The sequence below is a fragment of the Novosphingobium sp. 9U genome, from assembly GCF_902506425.1.
Taxonomy (GTDB): Bacteria; Pseudomonadota; Alphaproteobacteria; order Sphingomonadales; family Sphingomonadaceae; genus Novosphingobium.
In genome coordinates this window covers 1,055,749-1,079,737 of record NZ_LR732469.1, presented here as the reverse complement: position 1 = coordinate 1,079,737, position 23,989 = coordinate 1,055,749, and the positions used below count along the sequence as shown (strand labels likewise).

22 protein-coding genes and 1 tRNA gene are annotated in these 23,989 nt (G+C 66.6%); 12 read left to right on the top strand and 11 right to left on the bottom strand.

Going from position 1 to position 23,989, the window contains the following annotated elements; all coding sequences use genetic code 11:
* Positions 1-159: 159 nt before the first annotated feature.
* The 6 genes from GV044_RS04920 to GV044_RS04895 all read left to right on the top strand — a co-directional run bounded on the left by GV044_RS04920 (position 160) and on the right by GV044_RS04895 (position 8,084).
* Positions 160-3,366: an efflux RND transporter permease subunit gene (locus GV044_RS04920; protein WP_159866201.1), complete on the top strand. Its 3,207-nt coding sequence runs from the start codon at positions 160-162 to the stop codon at positions 3,364-3,366.
* Positions 3,359-4,567, top strand: coding sequence for an efflux RND transporter periplasmic adaptor subunit (locus tag GV044_RS04915; RefSeq protein WP_159866198.1), 1,209 nt, complete (start codon positions 3,359-3,361; stop codon positions 4,565-4,567). The genes GV044_RS04920 and GV044_RS04915 overlap by 8 nt, the downstream gene beginning before the upstream one ends.
* Positions 4,560-5,960 carry an efflux transporter outer membrane subunit gene (locus GV044_RS04910; protein ID WP_159866195.1) on the top strand — a complete coding sequence of 467 codons (1,401 nt, stop codon included), beginning with the start codon at positions 4,560-4,562 and terminating at the stop codon, positions 5,958-5,960. Before GV044_RS04915 ends, GV044_RS04910 begins: the two co-directional genes overlap by 8 nt.
* A gap of 57 nt (positions 5,961-6,017) precedes the next feature.
* Entirely contained in the window at positions 6,018-7,487 is a 1,470-nt protein-coding gene (gene dacB / locus GV044_RS04905) for a D-alanyl-D-alanine carboxypeptidase/D-alanyl-D-alanine-endopeptidase (protein WP_159866192.1), read from the top strand.
* An 85-nt stretch (positions 7,488-7,572) separates the two neighbouring features.
* Positions 7,573-7,851, top strand: a complete 279-nt coding sequence (locus tag GV044_RS04900) for a hypothetical protein (protein WP_236554707.1) — start codon at positions 7,573-7,575, stop codon at positions 7,849-7,851.
* A gap of 156 nt (positions 7,852-8,007) precedes the next feature.
* Positions 8,008-8,084 (top strand) — tRNA-Met (locus GV044_RS04895).
* Between the two features lie 13 nt (positions 8,085-8,097).
* Here GV044_RS04895 and GV044_RS04890 read toward each other — a convergent pair.
* On the bottom strand, positions 8,098-8,652 hold the full coding sequence (locus GV044_RS04890) for a 2'-5' RNA ligase family protein (RefSeq protein ID WP_159866189.1): 555 nt from the start codon (positions 8,650-8,652) through the stop codon (positions 8,098-8,100).
* Positions 8,649-9,185 carry a peroxiredoxin gene (locus tag GV044_RS04885; RefSeq protein ID WP_159866186.1) on the bottom strand — a complete coding sequence of 179 codons (537 nt, stop codon included), beginning with the start codon at positions 9,183-9,185 and terminating at the stop codon, positions 8,649-8,651. The genes GV044_RS04890 and GV044_RS04885 overlap by 4 nt, the downstream gene beginning before the upstream one ends.
* On the opposite strand from GV044_RS04885, the gene GV044_RS04880 reads away from it, so the two are divergent.
* A complete protein-coding gene (locus GV044_RS04880) occupies positions 9,184-9,729 on the top strand; it encodes a sugar transporter (protein WP_371741571.1) in 546 nt (181 codons plus the stop codon). The two genes, GV044_RS04885 and GV044_RS04880, sit on opposite strands and share 2 nt — an antisense overlap.
* 121 nt (positions 9,730-9,850) lie before the next feature.
* The gene (locus GV044_RS04875) at positions 9,851-10,207 is read left to right on the top strand and encodes a response regulator (RefSeq protein ID WP_159866183.1); all 357 of its coding nucleotides are present in this window, start codon (positions 9,851-9,853) and stop codon (positions 10,205-10,207) included.
* A gap of 126 nt (positions 10,208-10,333) precedes the next feature.
* On the opposite strand, the gene GV044_RS04870 is transcribed toward GV044_RS04875, so the two are convergent.
* The gene (locus GV044_RS04870; protein ID WP_159866180.1) at positions 10,334-13,981 is read right to left on the bottom strand and encodes a PAS domain S-box protein; all 3,648 of its coding nucleotides are present in this window, start codon (positions 13,979-13,981) and stop codon (positions 10,334-10,336) included.
* Positions 13,982-14,165: 184 nt separating this feature from the next.
* Between GV044_RS04870 and GV044_RS04865 the strand changes: the two genes are divergently transcribed.
* Positions 14,166-14,777: a TetR/AcrR family transcriptional regulator gene (locus GV044_RS04865; RefSeq protein WP_159866177.1), complete on the top strand. Its 612-nt coding sequence runs from the start codon at positions 14,166-14,168 to the stop codon at positions 14,775-14,777.
* A 15-nt stretch (positions 14,778-14,792) separates the two neighbouring features.
* Here GV044_RS04865 and GV044_RS04860 read toward each other — a convergent pair whose 3' ends face one another.
* The 7 genes from GV044_RS04860 to GV044_RS04830 all read right to left on the bottom strand — a co-directional run bounded on the left by GV044_RS04860 (position 14,793) and on the right by GV044_RS04830 (position 20,473).
* Complete coding sequence (locus GV044_RS04860; RefSeq protein WP_159866174.1) at positions 14,793-15,953, bottom strand: deoxyguanosinetriphosphate triphosphohydrolase; 1,161 nt, start codon at positions 15,951-15,953, stop codon at positions 14,793-14,795.
* A 157-nt stretch (positions 15,954-16,110) separates the two neighbouring features.
* On the bottom strand, positions 16,111-16,800 hold the full coding sequence (locus tag GV044_RS04855) for an aspartate/glutamate racemase family protein (protein ID WP_159866171.1): 690 nt from the start codon (positions 16,798-16,800) through the stop codon (positions 16,111-16,113).
* A gap of 84 nt (positions 16,801-16,884) precedes the next feature.
* Positions 16,885-18,381, bottom strand: a complete 1,497-nt coding sequence (locus GV044_RS04850; protein WP_201299074.1) for an NAD(P)(+) transhydrogenase (Re/Si-specific) subunit beta — start codon at positions 18,379-18,381, stop codon at positions 16,885-16,887.
* 32 nt (positions 18,382-18,413) lie between these two features.
* The gene (locus GV044_RS04845; protein ID WP_159866168.1) at positions 18,414-18,698 is read right to left on the bottom strand and encodes an NAD(P) transhydrogenase subunit alpha; all 285 of its coding nucleotides are present in this window, start codon (positions 18,696-18,698) and stop codon (positions 18,414-18,416) included.
* Positions 18,699-19,115: an endonuclease domain-containing protein gene (locus GV044_RS04840; protein WP_159866165.1), complete on the bottom strand. Its 417-nt coding sequence runs from the start codon at positions 19,113-19,115 to the stop codon at positions 18,699-18,701.
* A gap of 93 nt (positions 19,116-19,208) precedes the next feature.
* Positions 19,209-20,342 carry an NAD(P) transhydrogenase subunit alpha gene (locus tag GV044_RS04835; RefSeq protein WP_159866162.1) on the bottom strand — a complete coding sequence of 378 codons (1,134 nt, stop codon included), beginning with the start codon at positions 20,340-20,342 and terminating at the stop codon, positions 19,209-19,211.
* A 5-nt stretch (positions 20,343-20,347) separates the two neighbouring features.
* On the bottom strand, positions 20,348-20,473 hold the full coding sequence (locus tag GV044_RS04830) for an aa3-type cytochrome c oxidase subunit IV (protein WP_159866159.1): 126 nt from the start codon (positions 20,471-20,473) through the stop codon (positions 20,348-20,350).
* Between the two features lie 200 nt (positions 20,474-20,673).
* Here GV044_RS04830 and GV044_RS04825 point away from each other — a divergent pair, with 200 nt between their 5' ends.
* Genes GV044_RS04825 through GV044_RS04815 form a run of 3 tightly spaced genes read left to right on the top strand, consistent with a single transcriptional unit; the run spans position 20,674 to position 23,367 of the window.
* On the top strand, positions 20,674-22,098 hold the full coding sequence (locus GV044_RS04825; protein WP_159866157.1) for a sigma-54 dependent transcriptional regulator: 1,425 nt from the start codon (positions 20,674-20,676) through the stop codon (positions 22,096-22,098).
* Between the two features lie 34 nt (positions 22,099-22,132).
* Positions 22,133-22,594, top strand: a complete 462-nt coding sequence (locus GV044_RS04820) for a nuclear transport factor 2 family protein (protein WP_159866155.1) — start codon at positions 22,133-22,135, stop codon at positions 22,592-22,594.
* Positions 22,591-23,367, top strand: a complete 777-nt coding sequence (locus GV044_RS04815; protein ID WP_159866153.1) for an SDR family NAD(P)-dependent oxidoreductase — start codon at positions 22,591-22,593, stop codon at positions 23,365-23,367. Before GV044_RS04820 ends, GV044_RS04815 begins: the two co-directional genes overlap by 4 nt.
* Before the next feature lie 145 nt (positions 23,368-23,512).
* Here the strand turns inward: GV044_RS04815 and GV044_RS04810 are convergent, their stop codons facing one another.
* On the bottom strand, positions 23,513-23,857 hold the full coding sequence (locus tag GV044_RS04810) for a hypothetical protein (protein ID WP_159866151.1): 345 nt from the start codon (positions 23,855-23,857) through the stop codon (positions 23,513-23,515).
* Positions 23,858-23,989: the final 132 nt, after the last annotated feature.

The following is a 23,989-nucleotide window of genomic DNA, read 5'->3' as shown; positions in this document are numbered from 1 at the left end:
ACGACGCTCCTTTTAGAAAGCGCTTGGCCTGTTCGTTGTTCCGACGTCATGCTGCGCAGGTCTGCACTGCAGGAACGTCGATCAGGAAATTGGAGCAAGGATCGTCTTCAGCATCGCAAGGGATGGCTCCCGAGCGTGGCGAGAGGGTCGGAGAAGTCGATGATCGGTATCGTCAAAGTCGCCCTGCACCGCCCACTGACGTTTATCGTCATGGCGATCCTGATCGCCATCGGCGGCATGCTGGCGGCTCTGCGCACTCCCGTGGACATCTTCCCTGACATCAAGGTGCCGGTGATCGCAGTCGCCTGGACCTATTCCGGCCTGCCGCCAAGGGACATGGGCGATCGCATCATCACGCCGTTCGAACGCGTGCTGACGACCACCGTCAACGATATCGAGCACATCGAGAGCCAGTCCTTTCAGGGCATCGGCGTGGTCAAGATCTACTTCCAGCCAGGTGTCGACATCCGCACCGCGACCGCGCAGGTGACCTCGATCTCGCAGACGGTGCTCAAGCAGATGCCACCGGGCATCAACCCGCCTTTCATCCTCAACTACTCGGCCTCGACCGTGCCGATCCTGCAGCTGGCGCTTTCCGGCCAAGGCTTGTCTGAGCAGCAGCTTGCGGACATCGGCCAACAGCAGGTGCGTACGGGGTTGGTCACGATCCCCGGCTTGGCGATGCCCTATCCGTTCGGCGGTAAGAGCCGCCAGGTGCAGATCGATCTCAACCCGCAAGCGTTGCAGGCACGCGGGCTGTCGGCGCAGGATGTCGGCAACGCCATCGCCGCGCAGAACCAGATCAACCCGGCCGGCTTTGCGCGCATTGGCGAAACCGAGTACAGCGTGCGCCTGAACAACGCGCCCAACTCGATCGAGGCGCTGAACAACCTGCCGGTGAAGGTTGTCAACGGCGCGACGATCTACATGCGCGATGTCGCCTTCGTGCGTGACGGCAGCGCGCCGCAGCAGAACGTCGTCCACGTGGAGGGCAAGCGCTCGGTGCTGCTCACCGTGCTGAAGAACGGCGCGGCCTCGACACTCTCCGTGGTCGACGGGGTCAAGGAAGCGCTGCCCAAGATTGCGGCGACGCTGCCTTCCACGCTCAAGATCGTGCCGGTGGGTGATCAATCGCTGTTCGTGAAGGCAGCGGTGAACGGGGTCATCCATGAAGGCGCAATCGCGGCGGCACTGACCTCGCTGATGATCCTGCTGTTCCTGGGCTCCTGGCGCTCGACGGTGATCATCGCCCTCTCCATTCCGCTGGCGATCCTGGCCGCCATCGCCGCGCTGGCCATGTTCGGGCAGACGCTCAACGTCATGACGCTGGGCGGACTGGCGCTTGCCGTCGGCATCCTGGTGGACGACGCGACTGTCACCATCGAGAACATCAATTGGCATCTCGAGCAAGGCAAAGGCGTGATCGAGGCGATCCTCGACGGCGCTGCGCAGATCGTGACGCCGGCGTTCGTCTCGCTGCTCTGCATCTGTATCGTGTTCGTGCCGATGTTCTTCCTGCCGGGCGTCGCGGGCTACCTGTTCGTGCCAATGGCGCTCTCGGTCGTCTTCGCCATAATCGCGTCGTTCATCCTTTCGCGCACGCTGGTGCCGACCATGGCGATGTACCTCCTCAAGCCACACCAGGCCGGCGAGGACGAACATGCCGCGGGTCACGCCGGCTCGCGTAATCCCCTGGTCCGCTTCCAACGCGGGTTCGAGGCGCGCTTCGAGAAGGTGCGCAGCGGCTACATCGGCCTGCTCCGCCGCGCATTGGTGGCCCGCAAGGCGTTCATGATCGGCTTCCTGGCGATCGTCGTGCTCTCGTTCGGGCTGCTGCCGTTCCTGGGCAGCAACTTCTTCCCCGCAATCGATTCCGGCCAGATCGCCATGCACGTGCGCCTGCCCATCGGCAGCCGGATCGAGGCTTCGGCGGCCGAGTTCGAGCGGATCAGCGCCGCCGTGCGCGAGATCATCCCGGCGGACCAGCTGGACACCACGATCGACAACATCGGCCTGTCCTCCAGCTCGATCAACACGATCTACAACAATAGCGGCACCCTGGGCCCTCAGGACGGCGACGTTTCGATTAAGCTGAAGGAAGGCCATGCGCCGACCGACGAGTTCGTCGAAAAGCTGCGCGCAGAGCTGCCACGCCGTTTCCCGGGCGCCACCTTCGCGTTCCTGCCTGCCGACATTACCAGCCAGATCCTGAACTTCGGCTCACCTTCGCCGCTCGATATCCAGGTCAGCGGCAAGGATCCCGAAGCCGTGCGCGAGTACACGCACAAGCTGATGACCAAGCTGGCGCTGATCCCCGGCATCGCCGACTTGCGCATCCAGCAGCCCGCGCGCGCGCCGCAGATCGACGTCGATGTAGATCGCTCGCGCATCGGCCAATATGGCCTCACCGAACGCGACGTGACCGGCGGCCTCGCCGCTTCGCTCGCCGGCACCTCGCAGACCGCGCCGGTGTTCTTCGTGAACCCCGACAACGGCGTTTCCTACCCCGTGGTGGCGCAGGCGCCCGAGTACCAGGTCGGCTCGGTCGATGCGCTGTCGGACATCCCGATCTCGGCCGGCGGGGCCTCCACGCAGCCGCTGGGCGCGCTGGCGAACATTTCGCTCTCCAGCACGACGCCGGTAGTGTCGCACTACAACATCCAGCCGGTGATCGACATCTACGCGACCACGCGCGGGCGTGACCTCGGCGCGGTGGCGGGTGCGGCACAGGACGCGATCGACTCTCTCGCCAAGGAGCTGCCCAAGGGCACCTCCGTGGCGATCCGCGGCCAGTACCAGACCATGAACACCGCTTTCTCGGGGCTCGGCTTCGGCCTCGTCGGGGCGATCTTCCTGATCTACCTGCTGATCGTGGTGAACTTCCAGAGCTGGGTCGATCCCTTCGTCATCATCACCGCCCTGCCCGCCGCGCTTGCCGGGATCGTCTGGATGCTGTTCATGACCGGCACCACGCTCTCGGTTCCGGCGCTCACCGGCGCGATCATGTGCATGGGCGTGGCGACGGCGAACTCGATCCTGGTCGTCAGCTTCGCGCGCGAGCAGCTGGCCGAGACCGGCGACGCCTTCGAAGCCGCGATGCGCGCGGGCATGGTCCGCTTCCGCCCGGTGCTGATGACCGCACTCGCCATGATCATCGGCATGGCGCCGATGGCGCTCGGCCTGGGCGAGGGCGGCGAGCAGAACGCGCCGCTTGGCCGCGCGGTGATCGGCGGCCTCATCTGCGCTACGATAGCAACGCTTTTCTTCGTCCCCACCATCTTCAGCTTCGTGCACCGCCGCCGGACATCTCAGGACACCGGCCGCGAAGGAACTCCCGCGATGGAACTGCAGCCCAGCCATGTCTGACCAGCACTCACCCGAGATCGACACCTCCACCAGCACCGGCACCAGCGACGGCCCCGACAGCCGTACCCTGAAGCGCGTGGGTATCGGCGCCACCGTGGTCGCACTTGTCGTCGTGGGCGTGGGGATCACCTCGCGCATCAACGCCACCAATCAGCTCGAAGCCGTGTCGCAGGAAGCGGCGATCCCGACGGTGGCCGTGGTGACCCCGACCGCGAACCAGGGCGGCGACGGATTGGTGCTCCCCGGCAACGTGCAGGCCTACAACAGCGCCGCGATCAACGCCCGGACGACTGGCTATGTGCGCAAGTGGCTCGCCGATATCGGCGACCGGGTGCAAGCCGGCCAGACGCTGGCGATCCTCGATGCGCCCGAACTCGACCAGCGGCTCGCCTCGGCGCGCGCCGATTATCAGACTGCGCTCGCCAACCGCCAGCTTGCCGCCACCACCTCCCGGCGCTGGCAGTCGATGCTTGCCGAGGACGCGGTGTCGCGCCAGGAGGCTGACGAGAAGGCGGGTGATCTTGCAGCCAAGAACGCACTCGCCAATGCCGCTCTCGCCAATGTGCGCGAGCTGAACGCCTTGCGCGGCTTTACCCAGCTCAAGGCACCGTTCGCCGGCATCGTCACCAGCCGCTCGGCGCAGATCGGCGCCCTGGTGGTCGCAGGCAACATCGCCACGCAGCCGCTGTTCACGATCTCGGACGTGCACCGCGTCCGCATTTTCGTGCGGGTGCCGCAGGTCTACTCCTCGCAAGTGCACCCCGGCATGGAGGCCAGGCTCAGCCTGCCCGAGTTCCCGGACCGCGAAGTCACCGCCACCCTCACCCGCAGCGCCGACGCCGTCGACGCGACCTCGGGCGCGATGCTGGTCGAGCTGCAGGCGGACAATCCCGACGGTGCGCTCAAGCCCGGCGCCTACACCCACGTGCGCTTCGCCTTCCAGGGCGCCGCCAGCGGCATGCGCCTGCCCGGCAGCGCAGTCATCTACGGCGGCAGCGGGCCGACCGTGGCCGTGGTCGGCGCCGGCAACCGCGTCACCCTGCGGCCCGTCAAGATCGCGCGTGACGAGGGCAAGACCGTGCTCGTCTCGGTCGGCCTGCGCGCCGGCGAGAAGATCATCGACTCGCCGCCGGACTCGATCCGCACCGGCGATCGCGTTCAGATCGCCCCGCCCGCCAAGCCGGACAAGGCCAATGGCTAGGCTCATCCGCTCGGTCGCGATCGCCGCGCTGGCAGCCTCGCTCGCCGCCTGCTCGATGGCGCCCGACTACACGCCGCCGCAGACCACTGCTCCCGCGCAGTTCAAGGAGGTCGCGGGCTGGTCGGCTGCAACCCCGCGCGATGCCGAGGCGCGCGGAAGCTGGTGGCAGGCCTACGACGATCCGATCCTCACCGATCTGGAATCGCGCGCCGAGGCGGCTAGCCCGACGCTGGCGGCGGCGCTCGCCCGCTACGACCAGGCGCGTGCGGCCGTGCGGTCAAGCCAGGCCGACCTTTACCCGCAAGTCGATGTCGGCGCCGATGCTTCGCGCAACCGGCTCTCGCGCGAGCGGCCGCTGAGCACGGGCAGTGCGCCCAAGTACAACGAATATGTCCTGAGTGGCGACATCAGCTACGAGCTCGATTTATGGGGCCGCATACGCAACACGGTCGCAGCCAACCGCGCCGAGGCACAAGCGAGCCAGGCCGACTTCGCCTCCGCCCGCTTGAGCCTCCAGGCCGCAGTCGCCGATGCCTACTTCCGCTTGCGGGGCCTTGATGCCGAAGCGCAGTTGCTCGACCGCTCCGTTGCCGCGTTCACCCGTGCGCGCAACCTGATCGACACGCGTCATCGCGGCGGCATCGTGTCCGGCATTGACGTCAACCGGGCCCGAACAGTCCTCGGCAACGCGCAGGCGCAAGTCGCGGCGATCGCCAACCAGCGCGCCGCGACCGAGCATGAGTTGGCGGCGCTCACCGGCGCGGTCGCGAGCGAGTTCGCGGTCGAGCCGCGGGTGCAGCCGTTCGACGCGCCGACGCTGCCCATCGGTACTCCTTCCGAGCTGCTGCAGCGCCGGCCCGACATCGCAGCCGCCGAGCGCCGGGTGTTCGCTGCTAATGCTCAGATCGGCGTAGCGCGCGCCGCCTACTTCCCGTCGCTGACGCTCGGCGCCACGGGCGGCTGGCAGTCGACCGGAGGCGACTTCCTCAGCTCTCCCAGCAGCTTCTGGGCGCTCGGCCCGATCTCGACGGTGCTGAACCTGTTCGACGGTGGCCGCCGCCGCGCCGAAGTCCGCATCTCCCGCGCTCGGTACGACGAGATCTCGGCGGACTACCGCAGCACCGTGCTGACCGCCTTCCGCGAGGTGGAAGATGCGATCGCCGCCAGCCATCATCTCTCGTCAGAGGCGGCCGCGCAGTTGCAGGCCGCACAGGCCGCACAGCGCACCAGCGAGATCGCCATGGTGCGCTATCGCGACGGGGCTTCCGATTACCTCGACGTGGTCACCGCGCAGACCGACGCGCTCGACGCGCAGCGCGCCTACCTCTCTGTGCAGACCCGGCGCATGCAGACGAGCGTGGCACTGGTCCGTGCAATGGGCGGAGCAAGCTGAAGTCTGCCACGCGGGTGCGCGCCTTGTCCGCGCCGCTCAGTGAGCTAGCAAGAAGCGATGCCGCGCCTCGCCTTGCAGGTCCTGATCGGGTTCGCCCTCCTGCCCTCGCCTGCGCGCGCCGATCCGTTGAGCGAAGGCGTCGCCGCGATCCTGGCTGAGGCTGGCCCCGGCACACGCTGGGGCATGGTCGTGGCGGACGAGGGTGGGCGCGAACTGATCGCCCTCGATCCCGAGGGGCGATACCTGCCCGCGTCCAACACCAAGGTGCTGACCACTGCGGCGGCGGCTTGGGCGCTCTCCGGTGAGGCTCCGGTGCGCTTGCCCGCGAGTGCCCGAGGCACCTCGGTCCGCCTCGACAAGGCTTCCGACGACCAGCCCCCCGACGTCGTACTGGTCGGCCACGGTGACGCGCAGATGTCGAGCGCGCCCGATTGCCGGGTGGACTGCCTGGCCGAGCTCGCCACGCAGGTGGCCGCCACTGGCGTGCGCAAGGTCCGCGACGTGATCGGCGACGACACTGCCTTCCCCGACCAGCGCTGGAGTGCGGGCATGAGCTGGAACAACATCCAGACCAGCTCCGGAACCGGCGTCTCCGCACTCACCCTTGACAACAACGAGCAGTGGCTCTCCGCCTCCGCCACCACGCCGGGACAACTGGCCGCCATCAACGCGCCGGCTTACTTCACCATCGACAACCGCACCCTCACCGTCGCGGAACCGACGAGCACCATCGGCATCGACCGCCTGCTCGGCTCGCGCACGTTGGTGGTGACCGGAGCCGTCGGCCCGGGCCGCGTCGCCAACATCCGCGTGGGCATCGACGATCCTGCCGAGTTCACCGCCTGGCGCTTCGCTGCCTTGCTTCACGCAGCAGGCGTGCAGGTGACCGGGAAAGTCACGGCCCGCCATCGTGCCGCCTTGCCGCAGGACGATCCGGAGCTCCGCGGCGTCGCGCCGCCACCCGCCGCGCGGGCCGAACCGCCGGCCCTCGCAACGCTCAGCCCGCCGCCTACGAGCGAGGACATCGTGCTGACCAACAAGGTCAGCCAGAACCTGCATGCAGAGCTGCTGCTACGGCAGCTGGGCGCGGTAAAAGGGTCGGGCTCGGTCGGCGACGGGCTGCTGGTGGTCAAGGCCATGCTGGCGCAAGCGGGCGTCACGCCGTTGCAGGCCAGCGCGTCGGACGGATCGGGCATGTCGACCTACAACCGCGTGGCGCCGCGCGGCATGGTGCGGCTGCTAGGCTGGATCGCGCACCAGAGCTGGGGTGCGCAGTGGCGCGCGTCGCTGCCGATCGGCGGGCAGGACGGTACGCTCTCGCGCCGTTTCCTTGGCACTTCGCTCGCGGACGGGAAGATCACGGCGAAAACCGGCACGCTCAACGCCAGCAATGCCCTCGCCGGCTATTTTACTGCACGCAGCGGAAAGCGGCTGACCTTCGCGATCTATGCCAACGACGTGCCCGACGGCATTGCCGCTACGCCGCTGATGGACCGGGCGCTGGTCTACCTCGCGGATCACTCCTGAGCAGCTCGCAGCCGCTCGGCGGAACGGATCGCGGCTCCCGTCGGTTGTCCCCAGGAGAACCCGCTACGGACACGGAGCAAGGCAGATGAGCGACGAAAAAGGCAAGACCCCGCTGCAGGCCAGCGGCGAAGGCCGACCCAAGCCACAGGCCGAGGGCGTCGGCGCCCCCGGCACCCACGGTCGTACCGAGAGCGAAAGCCAGGGCGGCGCCTACCCCAACCCGCACACCGGCAAGGAAGAGGCCGGCAAGTCGCGCGGCTTCCATGGCGGCCAGAGCGAGGCGGCGTACCACGGCACCGGTCAGCTGGGCGAGACGGACGTCAAGAGCCAGGAGAACCTGAACTCGGCCACCAAGAAGGGCTGAGGGCTGCACTGCGGGTGCGGCCGACATCGGCCGCACCCTCGACGGCATAGGCCGGACGCAAAAGCGCACCCGAACCCTGCAACTTGCAGTTGACCTGCCGCGACGCTCGACCTAAGGGACGCGGCCTGCACCGCCCCGGCGGCTTGCACATGGTCTGGCGGAGTAGCTCAGCCGGTTAGAGCAGCGGAATCATAATCCGCGTGTCGGGGGTTCGAGTCCCTCCTCCGCTACCAGACCAACCCCCTTTCAGCCGCGAAAAGCGAAGTTGCGGATGGGTCGCCAGAGCCCGTCCTCGTAGGCGTAGAGGCCGAAGCCGTGGAACCGGAACGCGCGCGGCTCCAGCGTCGGGCCAAGCTCCGCCTGCAACTTGCGCGCGGCTTCCGAGGTCACCTTGTTCTGGATCGTGATGTGCAGCTTGAGCGGCTGCGCATCCTGCCGCGTCAGCAGGCCGTGCATGCGATCGGCAATGCGGCCGTGCAGCGTCACGAGGTCAGGGCAGTCGATCGCAAGCGCCGTACCGCCGCCCAGCTTCATCAGCCCGGAGATCTGTGCCGCGGGCGGTGGAGCGCCAGCCAACTCGCCCAGCACCTGGCGCAGTTCCGCTTCCACGCCATTGGGCAGCGCGTGGAACAGCGTGACATGCGCGCGCAGCCGATTGCGCTCGGGCGGGAAGTGCGCGCGGCGCAAGCCATCGGCCCAGGCAAGGATGTCCGGCGGCAGCTCGCCGGTGACCAGCAGCGGCGGGCGGCGGACCGGAGCCGCCTCGCCGCCGCCCTGTGCCGTTGCCGGGGGCTCGCTCAAACCTTGCCGGCCTGCAGGGCCTCCAGCACCTTCTCGGGCGCGGTCTCGCCGTAGGGGTCGTCATCCTCGCCGCTGTCGTTGATGCCGGGCTCCTCGAACCAGGCGGTCACCTTGTTGTCCTCGACCACCATGGCATAGCGCCAGGAGCGCAAGCCGAAGCCCAGGTGGTCCTTGTTGATCAGCATGCCCATGCGGCGGGTGAAGGTGCCCGATCCGTCGGGCAGCAGCTTGACCTTGTTGAGGCCGAGGTTCTTGCCCCACTGGTACATGACGAAGGCGTCGTTCACAGCGATGCAGTAGATCTCGTCCACGCCCGCTGCGCGGAAATCGTCGTAGAGACGCTCGAACGCAGGGCACTGCTCGTTCGAGCAAGTCGGCGTGAACGCACCGGGGAGCGAGAACACCACCACCTTCTTGCCTGCGAACGCCTCATGAATGGGCAGGTCCTGCCAGCGGAACGGGTTGGGGCCGCCTACGCTCTCGTCGCGAACGCGGGTCTTGAGAGTGACGTCGGGCACCTGTTTGTCGAGCATGAACGGATCTCCTGCATGGGCCGTGGCAGCGCGCGGGCGCAGCGCGGCAAGCGATTGTCAGAAGGCGCCGGGCGCGGCAAAGTTCCGGTTGGCGTTCGGCGTGTATGGCTGCCAGCGCTCGGGTGGGAGGGGACGGACGATGAAGCGCGCGCTGTGGGTGGCAGTATTGATCCTGCTGTGGAACCTGGCCGGGGACGCAGCCTTCGTGATGCAGGCGACGGCCGACCCTGCAAGCTTGGGTGACCCGGCTACGGCCCGCGCCTTTGCGACCATGCCGGCTTGGGCCTGGGCCGCTTATGCGCTGGCCGTGATCTCGGGCACCGCCGGTGCAGTCGCCTTGCTGATGCGGCGGCGCGTTGCCTGGATCCTGTTCGCGGTCTCGGCGGTGGCGGTGATCCTCCAGTTCAGTTGGACGATTTTCGGTTTCGGGTTGCTGTCCTACAAGGGCCTGAATGCGTTGATCTTTCCGGCGTTGATCGTGGTGATCGCGATCGCCTCAGCGGTCTATGCATGGCGGCAGACGGCGAGAGGCGCTTGGCGGTGAACGAACGGCGACAGGCACGGCCGCATGCTCTTCCCAAAGCGCACATTGCAGCCTAATCGAGCGCCATGCTGAACGGCTCACACACATCGCCAGACGAGACCGCAACCATGCAGGTGCGCCCATGAGCGAGCGCAAGCGCGTCCTCGTCGTCGACGACGAGATGCTAGTGGCGATGATGCTGGAGGACATGCTCGACGATCTGGGATACCAGGTGGTCGGCCCCGCCGCGTCGCTCAAGCAAGCAATGGACTTGGCGCAGAGCGAAGCACTAGATTGCGCCATTCTCGACCTGAACCTGGGCCAAGGCGTGGTCTCCACGCCGGTGGCCGAACTGCTGCGCGAGCGCGGCGTGCCGTTCCTGCTGGCGACCGGGTACGGCGCGAGTGCGGAGACCGACCGGTTGGGTCATGCCGGGCTGCTGGGCAAACCGTTTTCCACCAGCGATGTCGAGAACGCGCTCAAGGCGACGCTGGGCTGAGCACGCTGAAATAAGGAGAGGGGTTTCCGAACCTTGGGCGGGCACAAACCCCTCGCCAACTCCGGCTAGGAAGCGAGCTTCGAAGCTTACGTATCCTCTCCTCGCCTGGGACGAGGGCGTGCGAGATCAACCCTCGATGATCTCGCGAATGCGGGTGGCGAGCACATCCATCGCGAACGGCTTGGTGATCAGTGCCATGCCCGGTTCAAGGAAGCCCGAAGCGAGCGCTGCATTCTCGGCATAGCCGGTCATGAACAGCACCTTCAGATCCTTGCGCGTGAGCCTTGCCGCATCGGCGACTTGCCGCCCGTTGAGCCCCGGCAGGCCGATGTCGGTCACCAGCAGGTCGATCTTGCCCGGCGCCTGGAGCACGGCGAGGCCCTGGGGCCCATCCACCGCCTCGATCGCTTGGTAGCCCAGTTCGCTCAGCACCTCGACGATGAGGCCGCGCACGACCGGCTCATCCTCGACCACCAAAACCACTTCGCCAGCGTCAGTGGCGGGTGCCTCCTGCGGCTGGTCGCCTAGGGAGTCACCCTCGTCCTCGCCGCGATGGCGCGGCAGGTACAGCTTGATCGTGGTGCCTGTGCCCACTTCAGAATAGATCAGCGCATGACCTTCCGACTGGCGGGTGAAGCCATAGATCATCGACAGCCCCAGCCCCGTGCCCTGCCCGGTCGGCTTGGTGGTGAAGAACGGCTCGAAAGCGCGGCCCATCGTGTCGCGGGTCATGCCGGTGCCGGTATCGGTGACCGAGATGCACACGTACTGGCCCGGTTTGACATCGTGCTGCTGCGCCGCAAAGCCGCTGTCGAGCCGCGTGTTGCAGGTCTCGATCGTCAGTCTGCCCCCATCGGGCATGGCGTCACGGGCGTTGATCGCCAGGTTCAGGATGGCGCTTTCCAGCTGATTGGGATCGCACCGGGTCAGCCACAGCTTGTCGTCGAGCGCCATGGCCAGTTCGACGTTCTCGCCCAGCGTACGCCGCAGCAGGTCCTCCATCGAGGCAACCAGCGGGTTGGCGCGCACCGGCCGCGGATCGAGCGGCTGACGGCGTGAGAACGCGAGCAGCCGATGGGTCAGCGCAGCGGCCCGCTCGGCCGAGCCGCGCGCGCCCTCGAGCCAACGCCCGAGGTCATCGGTGCGGCCCCGCGCGATGCGGTTCTGCATGATATCCAGGCTGCCGGTGATGCCTTGCAGCAGGTTGTTGAAATCGTGGGCGATGCCGCCGGTCAGCTGGCCCACCGCCTCCATCTTCTGGCTTTGGCGGAGTGCCTCCTCGATCTCGCGCTGATCGGTGATGTCGCGGCCGATGGCGTGGATGCGGCCGTTGTCGGGCACGGCGGTCCACGCAATCAGGCGATAAGCGCCTTCACGGGTACGATAGCGGTTCTCGAAGGCAAAAGTGGTCTGCCCTTCTGAGAGCCTGCCGACCTCGCCGTCGGTGCTGCGCAAGTCGTCGGGGTGCAGGAAGTCGGCGAGTGTGGCACCCACCATCTCTTCCTCACTCCAGCCCAGAAGTCGTTCGCCCGACGGATTCACCGCCGTGATGAGCCCGTCGAAATCGCACACCAGCATCAGGTCCTGGCTGATCGTCCAGAGCCGTTCGCGATCCTGCGCCGAGGCGGCTTCGGCCTGCTTTTGTGCTTCGATTTCGGTGTTGGTACCGACCCACGCGGTGATCTCCCCACGCGCATCGGTGAGCGGCTGCGCGCGCGCCAGGTGCCAGCGATAGCCACCCGCCGCGTCGCGCAGGCGGAACTCGGCCTCGAACGGCACGCCGGTGGACAGCGACGTCTGCCAGCGTTCCTGCATCGCCTCGCGATCATCCGCGTGGACAAACCTGACCCAGCGGTCGCCATCGAGGCTGCCGCGCGATGCCTGGCTGTAGGCGTAGACCTGGTCATTGAACCAGTCGAGCCAGCCATCGGCGCGCGCGGTCCAGACCTGGTTGGGCATGTTCTGCGCCAGCGCGCTGAACTGCGCCTCGCTCTTCTCCAGTGCGCGCTGGATGCGCAGGCGGTCGGTGACGTCCTGCACCACGCCGTCGAGCCGGATCGGCTTGCCCCGCGCATCATACTCGTAGTCCGCCTTTCGGGCGATGGTGCGCTCTTCGCCGGTGTCGGCCCGGCGGATGCGGTACTCCACGTCGAGTGGCGCGACTTTCGCAGCACGGCTCGCGCTGGTGGACACGAGCGCGCGGTCCTCGTCGATCACCAGGCTCTGCACCGCCTCGGCCGGCAGCTTCTCGCTCGGTTCGAGCCCGAAGATCCGGCAGAACTCCTCGGTCGGTGTGATAAGGTCCGTCGTCATGTCGATCGAGAACAAGCCGACGCCGCCGGCCGCTTGGGCCCGGCGCAAGCGCTCCTCGCTCTGACGCAGTGCGGCTTCAGCCTCGTACTCGGCGGTCCGATCACGCATCAGCTTGACCAGGCCGATGGCGACGCCGTTCGCGTCGCGCAGCGGCGTCATCTCGCTCAAGCCCCAGAAGCGCTCGCCAGTCTTGCGCAAGTGCCAGCGCGCATCGTGCGCACGGCCCGTGTCTAGCGCCTCGCGCCGCTTGGCTTCCGGACGGCCGAGTGCGCGGTCCTCCGGCGTGAAGAACGTGTCGATCGGCTGCCCCGCCATTTCAAGCTCGCTCCACCCGAGCATCTCGGCGGCGCCTCGGTTCCACAAGGTGACGCGGCCCGCCAGGTCAGTGGCGACGATGCCATAGTCGATCGCGCTGTCGAGGATCTGGCGGTTGTAAGCCTCTCGCTCGCGCAGCGCGCCTTCGGCACCAACTCGCTGTACGTGGGCCCAGGAACGCTCCGTAACCTCGCGAATGACGCCGAGTTCGTAATCGGACCAGGCATGAGGCGCGTTGTCATGGATCGCCATCAGGGCGGTGAGCCGCCCATCCTTCACCAGCGGCATGCAGATCGTCGCACCTATGCCGATGTCTTGGAAGGTCTTGGCGGCCGTGGGCTCCAGCTCGATGACATCTGGCACGACCAAGGGACGGCCGGCGTTCAGTTCCTGCACGGCGAGCGGCCCGAAATCGGCAAGGCTGTAATGGCCGACGATCGATGGCGCGGTCGGTGCGTGCCAGTTGCCGCGGATGGTGAAACCATCGCCATCCTCATCCACGTCAGCATAGGCACAATTACTGAGCTTCAGGTGCTGCGCGGTCATGCGGGTGGTGATCGCAAGGATATCGTCGGCTTGGCGGCTGGCGGCGCTGGCCCGGTTCAGCTCGTCCAGGAAACGCAGTTGTGCCTCGCTCTCCTCCAGCGCCATGCGTGTCCTGACGATCTCGGTCGTCTCGACGACAACCGCGATCACACCGCCTGGTTGACCATCATCACCCAGCACCGGGGAATAATCGAGGTTCATCCATACCGGCTCCGGACGGCCATGGCGTACCAGCGTGAGTTCGTGGTCCTTGTAGCTGAGGGTGCCTCCGGCTAATCCGACGCGCATGACATTGTCGTTGAACTCGGCGATCTCGCCCCATCCTTCGCGCACGTTCGAGCCAAGCAGGCTGGAGTCACGCCCGCCTGCAAAGCCCGAGTACGCGTCGTTGTAGATCATCACGCCCTGCTCACCCCAGAGCAGCACCAGTGGCACAGGGCTGGCGAGCATGAAGCCGACGGTTTGCTTCAGGCTGACGGGCCACCCGTCGATCGCGCCGATGGGCGTCGATGACCAGTCATAGCTTGCTATGCGTCCGGCAAGCTCGCCACCGCGCTTCAGAAAATCGAACGGGATATCGTAGCCCGGGTGCGGCTGCATCTGTCACCGTTTCTCCGGGGGCGTCATGATCCGCTCTTGCGCACACAGCGGCTCCCCCAATCCGCTGCGCTCTAACGCACTTAGACGTAGTAAGTTCCTATGGCGAGACTTGCGGATGTTGCGACAAAGTGACACGCGCTGAGTGCTGGACGTGGCGGCCTACCATCACTAGATACCGGACGGTATGAAATGTTCGGCCTCCACTGCGGTCCGCGGACGTCCTCGCGAATTCGACCCTGACGATGCACTCGCGGCGGCGCTGCGGGTGTTCTGGCAGCAAGGCTACGAAGGCGCCTCCATGGCGGACCTGACAGAGGCCATGGGCATCACCAAGCCCAGCCTCTACGCCTGTTTCGGCAACAAGGAAGCGCTGTTTCGCAAGGCGCTGGACCTCTACGAGCGTGACAAGCTGGCCTATGTCGGTCAGGCACTTCAGGAACCGACCGCTCGCGCGGTTGCGGAAAAGCTGCTGCGGGGCGCGCTCGCAACCCATTGCGGCGGCAGCGATCCGCAAGGTTGTCTGGGCGTGATCGCCACGGTCGTGGGATGCTCGGAAGCCGAGTCGATCCGGGAGCATGTCTGTGCCCGCCGCGCCTCCTCGCAAGCTGCCATGGTTGAGCGCTTTGCCCGTGCCAAGGCGGAGGGCGACCTGCCCGAAAGCGTCGATCCGAAGGCGCTCGCCAGCTGCCTGACCACGGTGCTGGGCGGGCTGTCGATCAAGGCGCAGGATGGCACGACCCGTCCGGAGCTGGAGGCCACTGTCGACGCTTTCCTATCAATGTGGCCGGGCCGCTGAGGCGCCACTAACAGCTTAGACGTTGCGCAAGCCTTCCGGCGTGACGCCGTAGATGTCGGCGTGGCGCGCAATGGCGAAGCGATCGGTCATTCCAGCGATGTAGTCGGCGATGTGGCGGCTGCGCTCGGGCTCATGTCGCGGCAGGCCGTCGATCCACTCCTCGTCCATCAGCACCGGCTGCTGCGAGTAGGCGCTGAACAGTTCGGCCACGACCGCCTTCGCACGCCTCGACGTCTCCAGCTGTTCGGGATGGTAGTAAAGCTTCTCGTACATGAAGCGCTTGAATGCGCGCTCCGCCACCGCAAGCTCGTCGGAGAAGGCCGCGGTCGCCCGGCTGGCGCTGCGGATCTCGGCGAGGCTGCCGATGGAGTCGAGGCGCTTGGCGGTTTCGGCCAGCAGGTCGTTGACCATGAAGCCGATCTGGCTGCGGATCAGTTCCGAGACCTGCCGATCCCGTGGCGCCGAGGGATAGCGGCGCTCCACCTCGCGCCAGTGATCGGCGACGAACGGGTGAGCGAGCACTTCGTCGAGATCGAGGAAGCCGGCGCGCAGGCCATCGTCGATGTCGTGGTTGTCGTAAGCGATGTCGTCCGAAAGCGAGGCGACTTGCGCCTCCAGCGAGGGCCAGGTGGACAGTTCCATCGGGAACGCCGCGTCCAGCTCTGCCAGCGCCCAGCCTGGCTCGCTCACCGGACCGTTGTGCTTGGCGAGGCCCTCCAGCGTCTCCCAGGTCAGGTTGAGGCCGTCGTGCTCGCAATACGGAGATTCGATGCGCATCAGCGTGCGCAAGGTCTGGGCATTGTGGTCGAAGCCGCCGTGGCTGTGCAGCGCGCCTTGGAGCGCTTCCTCGCCGGCATGGCCGAATGGCGCGTGGCCGATGTCGTGCGCCAGCGACAGCGCTTCGGTCAGGTCCTCGTCGAGGCCCAGCGTGCGGGCGATCACGCGCGCGATCTGCGCCACCTCCAGGCTGTGGGTCAGGCGGACGCGGTAGTGGTCGCCATCGGGGGCGATAAAGACCTGGGTCTTGTAGCGGAGCCGCCGGAACGCGATCGAGTGGATGATACGGTCCCGGTCGCGCTGGTACGGGCTGCGCGGACCGCGAGCGAGCGCGTTCTCCAGCCCGAACTCGCGTCCACGCGAGCGGGTCCAGTCGGTAGCGTACGGGGCCAGGGTCATGCGGCAGATCCTCCCCTGCAAGGGGAGGTGGCAGTCCAAAGGACTGACGGGGGGGTGTCACCGTGGAAGGATTGCACGACCGAAAGGGTTACACCCTTCCACCACCGCTTCGCGGCGGTCCCCCTCCCCTTGCAGGGGAGGATCCTCACGCCCACTCTCACGAACAGATCCACTCGACCGCCTTCTGCGCGTGGATCGCGGTGCAATCGAAGATCGGCAGCACGTTGGCATCGACGTCCACCACCATCTCCAGCTCGGTGGAGCCCAGCACGATGGCTTCGGCGCCCTCCTGCTCGAGCACGGTGATCATCGACTTCAGCTCGCGCTCGGCTTGGCGGGTCGCCTTGCCGAGCATGAGTTCGTCGTAGATGATGTGGTCCAGCGTCTCGACGCGGCCCATGTTCGGCGGCAGCAGCTCGATATCGCGCGCGATCAGCTTCTGGCGATAGAAGCTTTCCAGCATCACGTTGCGCGTGCCCAGCAACGCGGCGCGCTTGACGCCCTTCTCCACCATGCGCTCGGCAACGCACTCGGCGATGTGGAAGATCGGCACCGATACGGCCGACGCAACCTCGTCGTAGACCTTGTGCATGGAGTTCGCGCCGATCAGGATTGCGGTCGCTCCGGCGCCTTCGAGCCTGCGCGCGGAGTCCGACAGCTCGCCGGCGGCTCGGGACCAGTCCTCGGCGCTGGAAAGCCGCATGAGGCTGGAGCTGTCGAGGCTGTCGATCACCATCGGCGCACTGGCCTGGTTGCCCATGCGGGCCTGCACGCCGCGCTGGATGTGATCGTAGTAGGTCTTCGTCGAATACCAGGTGAGGCCACCGATCAGGCCGATCTTGCGCACAGGGTGTCCTTGTCCGTTGCCGTGGTGTGCTGCCTAGCGTGGCCGGACGATCCCCGTCCAGCACGCTGAGCGTAAGTAGGCGCCTTAATCCGCCAATGCCTTGTTGATGTCCTCAACCATCTTTTTGGCATCGGCGAGCAGCATCATCGTCTGGTCCATGTAGAACACGTCGTTGTCGACGCCGGCATAGCCCTGCCCGCCCATCGAGCGCTTGATGAAGAAGATGGTCTTGGCCTTGTCGACGTCGAACACCGGCATGCCGTAGATCGGGCTGGACTTGTCGGTCTTGGCGGCGGGGTTCACCACGTCGTTGGCGCCGATAATGAAGGCGACATCGGCCTGCGCGAACTCGCCGTTGATGTCCTCCAGCTCGAACACTTCGTCATAGGGCACGTTGGCCTCGGCCAGCAGCACGTTCATGTGGCCCGGCATGCGGCCGGCGACGGGGTGGATCGCGTACTTGACCGAGACGCCATGCTTCTTGAGCTGGTCGCCCATCTCACGCAGCACGTGCTGCGCCTGCGCAACGGCCATGCCGTATCCCGGGATGATGATGACGCTTTCGGCCTCCTTCATCAGGAACGCCGCGTCCTCTGCCGAACCGCGCTTCCATGGACGGTCGGTCTTCGCCGCTCCTGCTCCTGCGCCCGCCTCGGCTCCGAAGCCGCCGGCGATCACCGACAGGAAGCTGCGGTTCATGGCCTTGCACATGATGTAGGAGAGGATCGCGCCCGAAGAGCCCACCAGCGCGCCGGTGATGATCATGGCGGTGTTGTGCAGCGTGAAGCCCATCGCCGCCGCGGCCCAGCCCGAGTAGCTGTTGAGCATCGAGACGACGACCGGCATGTCCGCCCCGCCGATCGGGATGATCAGCAGGAAGCCGATCGCAAAGCTGAGCAGCACGATGGCCCAGAACAGCGCCGGCGTGTCCCAGTGGAACAGGCCGATCAGCACCAGAATCAGCGCCAGCACGCCCAGGTTGATCACGTGGCGGCCGGGCAGCAGGATCGGCGAGCCGCTCATGTTGCCGTTGAGCTTGGCGAAGGCGATCACGCTGCCGGAAAAGGTGATCGCGCCGATCGCGACGCCCAGCCCCATCTCGATCCGGCTCTGCGTCAGGATGTCGAGCCCCGACGCGTCCAGGATGCCGAACGCCTCGGGATTGAAGTAGGCCGCGACCCCGACCAGCACCGCAGCAAGCCCCACCAGCGAGTGGAAAGCCGCGACGAGCTGCGGCATCGCCGTCATCTGGATGCGCCGGGCCGTGCTCAGGCCGATGACCGCGCCTATGGCGATCGCCGCCAGGATCTCGACGAACGTGACCGTTCCGAAAACATGCTTGACGACGGTGCAGTCGCCGAGAATGGGACACGGCGGGTTCTGCGCGGAATAGGGCAGATGCGTGAGCAAGGTGGTGACCACCGCGATCAGCATGCCCGCCATGCCGAAGCGATTGCCCTTGCGCGAGGTCGCGGGCGACGAGAGCCCGCGCAGCGCCAGGATGAACAGCACGCCCGAGACCAGATAGGCGAACGCGACCCAAGGGTTCACCGCATGCTCAGCCAGGCCGACTTGCGCCATTGACGGCGTGGTTTCGAGCGGACCGACGAAGCTCACTTGCGATCCTTCTTCTTGTACATCGCCAGCATCCGCTCCGTCACGGCGAAGCCACCGAATATGTTCACGCTGGCGAGCACCACGGCCGCAAGGCCCAGCCACTTGGCCACCGGCGACCCCTCCGCCGCAGCCGCGACCAGTGCGCCGACAATGATGACCGAGGAGATCGCATTGGTCACCGCCATCAACGGCGTGTGGAGTGCCGGGGTGACCGACCAGACGACGTAATAGCCTACGAAGCAGGCCATGACGAAGATCGACAGGATGGAGATGAAGTCCATTTAGGAGATATCCATAGATCCTCCCCCCTCGGGGGAGGTGGCAGCGCGCAGCGCTGACGGAGGGGGTGCGGCAGAGCACAGGATAGAGACAGACTGAGCGACCGACTGCGGATCACGCAAGACCTCGGTCGCTGGAATACGGACCACCTTGAGACCACGTTCGACCAGCCAAGCATCCCGCCGCTTATCGCGCGCAGGCCGATCGCCCATATCGTGGCTTCGCCCGTCGATCTCGATAATGGTCAACGCTTGATGGCAGTAGAAGTCCGCTACGAAGTCGCCGATGGGATGCTGCCGCCGGAACTTGAGCCCGAGGGGGCTCTCCTTCAGCAAGCGCCAGAGAAGCACTTCAGGTAGCGACAGAGCAGTTCGCAGGCGTTTGGCGGCGATCAGCGCTTTGTCCGTGTGATCACGCATCACGGCCGCCCTTGCGCTCTGCCGCGCCCCCTCCACCACCGCTTCGCGGCGGTTCCCCTCCCCCGAAGGGGAGGATCGGCAGGGCGAATTCAATCACCCCAGCAACCTCGTGTGCACGACCTTGCCGCCCTGCGTCAGCCGGATCGCATCCCCGATCTCGGCATCGAGCACCGGACCGCCCTGCTCCTTGTCCCAGAACGCCGTGAGGAAGTTCAGCAAGTTGCGCGCATACAAGGCCGAGGCGTCCGCCGGCAGGTGCGCGGGCGTGTTGGCAAAGCCGATCAGCTTGACGCCGTGCCGCTCCACCACCTGATCCGCGATCGTACCCTCGACATTGCCACCTTGTGGCGCCGCCAGGTCGAAGATCACGCTGCCGGTCTTCATGGTCGCGATCTGCGCGTCGGTGACCAGGCGCGGGGCGGCGCGGCCGGGGATCAGCGCGGTGGTGATGACGATGTCCTGCTTGGCGATGTGGCTGGAGACCAGCTCCGCCTGCGCGCGCTGGTACTCTGGCGACATCTCGGTCGCGTAGCCGCCGCTACCTTCGCCCTCGATCCCGGCGACGCTCTCGACGAAGATCGGCTTGGCGCCGAGCGACTGGATCTGCTCCTTGGTGGCGGCTCGCACGTCGGTGGCGGAGACTTGCGCGCCCAGGCGCCGCGCGGTGGCGATCGCCTGCAGTCCGGCGACGCCGACACCCATCACGAATACCTTGGCGGCGCTGATCGTGCCGGCGGCGGTCATCATCATGGGAAAAGCGCGGCCGTAGACGTCGGCCGCCGCGATCACCGCCTTGTAGCCCGCGAGGTTGGACTGGCTGGAGAGCACGTCCATCGATTGCGCGCGGGTAATGCGCGGCATCAGCTCCATCGCCAATGCCTCGAACCCGGCGCCCGCGAGCGCATCGACCCGCTCGCGCTGAACGAACGGATCATGGATCGCGACCACCCAGGCGCCCTGCGCGGCTCCGGTTAGCAGCGGGGCTTGCGGTGCCTGCACGGCAAGCACGATCTGCGCGCCTGCAAGGACCTGGCCAAGAGGGCCGACCTCGGCACCGGCTGCGCGGTAATCCTCGTCGCCGATCGAGGCAGCAGCCCCGGCGCCGGCTTCCACCGCGACCGCAGCACCTAGCGCGATCAGCTTCCTGACCGTCTCAGGCGTGGCGGCGACCCGGGTTTCCCCGGGCGCGCGCTCCTGGAGAACCGCGATCCGCCGGCCCGAGGCCACGGCGGTCAGGACGCGATCAGCAGAACGACGAAGGCTGCGACGATCACCGAAGCGATGGTTCCGATCTTCACCAGCGTCAGGAAGCCGCCGTAAGTCTGCGTGGCGGCCTTCATGTCGTTGCCTGATGCCATGGGAGAGATATTCCTGTGCTTGCTAAATTGAAGTCGCTTCGGCTCTAGCCGCGCCTACCGTTCGGCTCAAGACCCGCTGCGCACTAAAGGGCAATCGGAAGGTCGGCGAGAAAGATCGGCCCGCTTAATCCGGTTTTTACTCGGGCTCTCTAAGCCGGTGGGCGTCCCAGTCAGGGGCGAGGGCGACACTGCACACGACAATGGCCGAATTCGAACCACGCCTCCTGATGCTGATCGACGACGAGCCGGCGCAGAGCCGCCTCATCTCGGCACTCGCCGCGCGCGAGGGCTGGCGCACGATCATCGCGCGGGATGCGGAGACGGCAATCGCCACGCTGGGCACGCGTCAGGGCATGCAGCTCAATGCCATCATCCTCGATCAGTGGGTACCGGGAGACGATGCCTGCGCCCTGATCGCGGAACTCAAGTCTCGCCGGCCCGCGCTGCCGATCCTGATGCTCACGGCCAGCACCTCGCCGCTGCTGGCAGTCGAGGCGATGCGCTCGGGGGCGACGGATTACCTGGTGAAGCCCGTCGCGCCCGACCGGCTGATGCAGGCGCTGCGGGTCGCGACCACGCAGGAGGTCCCGCGCGACGAACTGGCTCCGCTCACCGAGAAGATGCCCTCCACGCCCGACTTCGAATCCATGATCGGCGCGGCGCCGACGTTCCGCAAGGCGCTTGCGGTGGCGGCAAAGGCTGCGCGGGGCCACGGTCCGGTGCTGATTGAGGGCGAGAGCGGGTCGGGCAAGGAAATGCTGATCCGCGCGATGCACGCGGCCAGCCCGCGCGCGAAGATGCCGCTGCGCATCGTCAACATCGGCGGGACGCCTGCCAACACCATAGAGTCCGCGCTGTTCGGGCATGAGAAAGGCGCCTTCCCCGGCGCCTTCGACCGGCAGATCGGCGCCTTGCAGCACTGCGACGGCGCCACCCTGGCGCTCGATGAGATCGATCGTATGCCGCTCTCCGTGCAGGAGCGGCTGCTGGAATCGGTCAAGCGCGGCGACGTCCGACCGATCGGCGTGCGGCACAGTTTCCGCATCGACGTGCGTCTGATCGCTGCCAGCAACGTGCCGCTGAAGGAACTCGTCGAAGAGGGCCTGTTCCTGCCCGAGCTGCACGAGGCGCTGTCGCAAGTGACCGTCACTCTCTCGCCCCTGCGCGAGCGGATCGGCGACATCCCTTCACTCTCACGCCATTTCCTCACACGCATCGGTGAGCAGCCGGGCTTGCGCGAACTGGGCATCACCGATGGCGCACTGTCGCTGCTCGCCGCCTACGACTGGCCAGGCAACGTGCGGCAACTACAAGCCGTGCTGTTCCGTGCCGCGGTGTTCTGCGACGGCGACGCGCTGACCGCCGACGACTTTCCACAGCTCTTCAACATCCTTGGCCCCACGCAATCCACAGCGTTATCCACACCGGCGCAGAGCAGCTCGGGCGTCATGCTCTACACCGCCGACGGCAACCTGCGCCCGCTCGAGGAGATCGAGGCGGACGTGATCCGCCTGGCGATCGGCCTCTATCGCGGTCGCATGACCGAGGTCGCGCGCAGGCTGGGGATCGGCCGGTCGACCCTGTACCGCAAGCTCAGCGAACTCGGGATCGACAACGCCGCCTGAACCATCCAGACTCTACGCAAGAGAGGAGAGGCGGATGGACATGGTGGAGCGGCTGGCGGCGATCGAGGCGATCCGGCAGGTGAAGTCTCGCTATTTTCGCGGCGTGGACAGCGGTGACGGAGCGCTGGTCCGCTCCATCCTCGCCGAAGATTGTGTGCTCGACTACATGGGCTGCTGCACCGACCCGGTGACGGGCATCGACCACATGCCGGCGATGAACATCGTGATGCGTGGGCGCGAAAGCTGGCCCATTCGCGAGCCGGTCGGCGTGCAGGTCGTCTCCGTGCACCAGGGGCACGACCCCGACATCACCATCGAGGATACGCAGCATGCCAGCGCGATCTGGTCGTTCACGGACCGCTTCTTCATTCCGCCCGGTGGTGCGTTCGAGCGGTTGACGGGCTGGGGTCGCTACCACGAGACCTATTCGAACACCGGTACGGGCTGGCTGCTGCAGACTACCCGCATCGAACGGCTGCGGGTCGAAGTTGCATGAGGAATCTCGCCGGCTTTGCCGGCCGCACGGCACTGGTGACCGGCGCGGCTTCTGGGATCGGGGCGGCCGTCGCCCTAGCGCTCGACGCGGCGGGCATCGAACGGCTCCTCCTCGTCGACCAGGACGCTGACGGTATGGAGCGACTGACGCTCTCTTGCACCGTCGAGCGCTGGGCCGGCGATGTCGCAGACGAAGCGCTTTGGAACAGCATCGAGGCCAAGCTCGGCACGATCGACCACGCCGTGCTTAATGCCGGTGTCGCGGACGGCGCACCGATCGTGGGGCTTTCGCATGCCGAGTGGCGCCGCATCCTCTCGGCCAATCTCGACGGCATGTTCCTAAGCCTGCGCTCCGCCCTGCGCGCCATGACGGCAGATGGGCAGGCGCGAGGCCGCAGTGCGGTGCTGACCAGCTCGGTTGCGGGCGTGAAGCCGGTTGCAGGCACGGCTGCTTACGGCGCGAGCAAGGCGGCGGTGGCGCATCTCGCCCGCATCGCCGCGGCCGAGCATGCCAAGGACGGCATCCGCATCAACGCCGTCGCGCCCGGCCGAGTCGACACTCCGATCTGGACGCGCAACGCACATTTCGCGCAGATGGTGGAGGAACTCGGCAGCCGGCAGGCGGCACTGGACGTGTTGGCGGCGGAGACCACGCCGCTCGGTCGCTTTGCAACGGCCGAGGAGATGGCGGGGCAGATCCTGTTCCTGCTGTCCGATGCGGCGTGGAACGTGACCGGCACGGTGCTGGTCAGCGATGGCGGATACAGCCTGTGATGGTGCGGCCAAGCCGCCCTGCATCACGTCCCCTTGCTTCATTCGGGCGTTTAGAGATAAGGCTTTTGCACAGAACAAGGGGGAGCGCCAACGGCGCTCCCCCTCGCTTCGCCGTCCCGGGAGGGGCAGCGCGTGACAACTCGGTTCAGCCGCCGACGTAGACCTGCGGGATGCGGTAACCCTTCTTCGCCATGTGCGAGATGTAGGTCACGCGCTCGTGGCGCAGTTCCGTGCCGTATTCGTCCCAGGCGTCGCGGCGGTCCTCGGTATCGGTCGCATGGCGCAAGTCGCTGGCGAGTTCCTTGCGCGTCTCGTTGACGTTGGTGCGATAGTCGAACCAGCGGCTGTTCTGCACGCCGCCGATCGGGGCGCGGATGATGCGACCCTCCTCCTCATGCGCGGCTTGCTCTTCGTACATCATCGGCAGCGCGATGGCGGTGGTCGGCGCGGCAACGAGGGCCAGCGCGGCGAGCAGATGGTTCTTGTTCATGGTCGATCTCCTTCTCGCTTGCCGGGAGTGAACCCGGTCATCGAGCAAGCAACGTGTCGACCGGGCAAATCCCTCCCGGCGAAAAGACGAACGGCGCCGACAAGGCGGCGGGCCGAGCCTTGTGTCACCTGG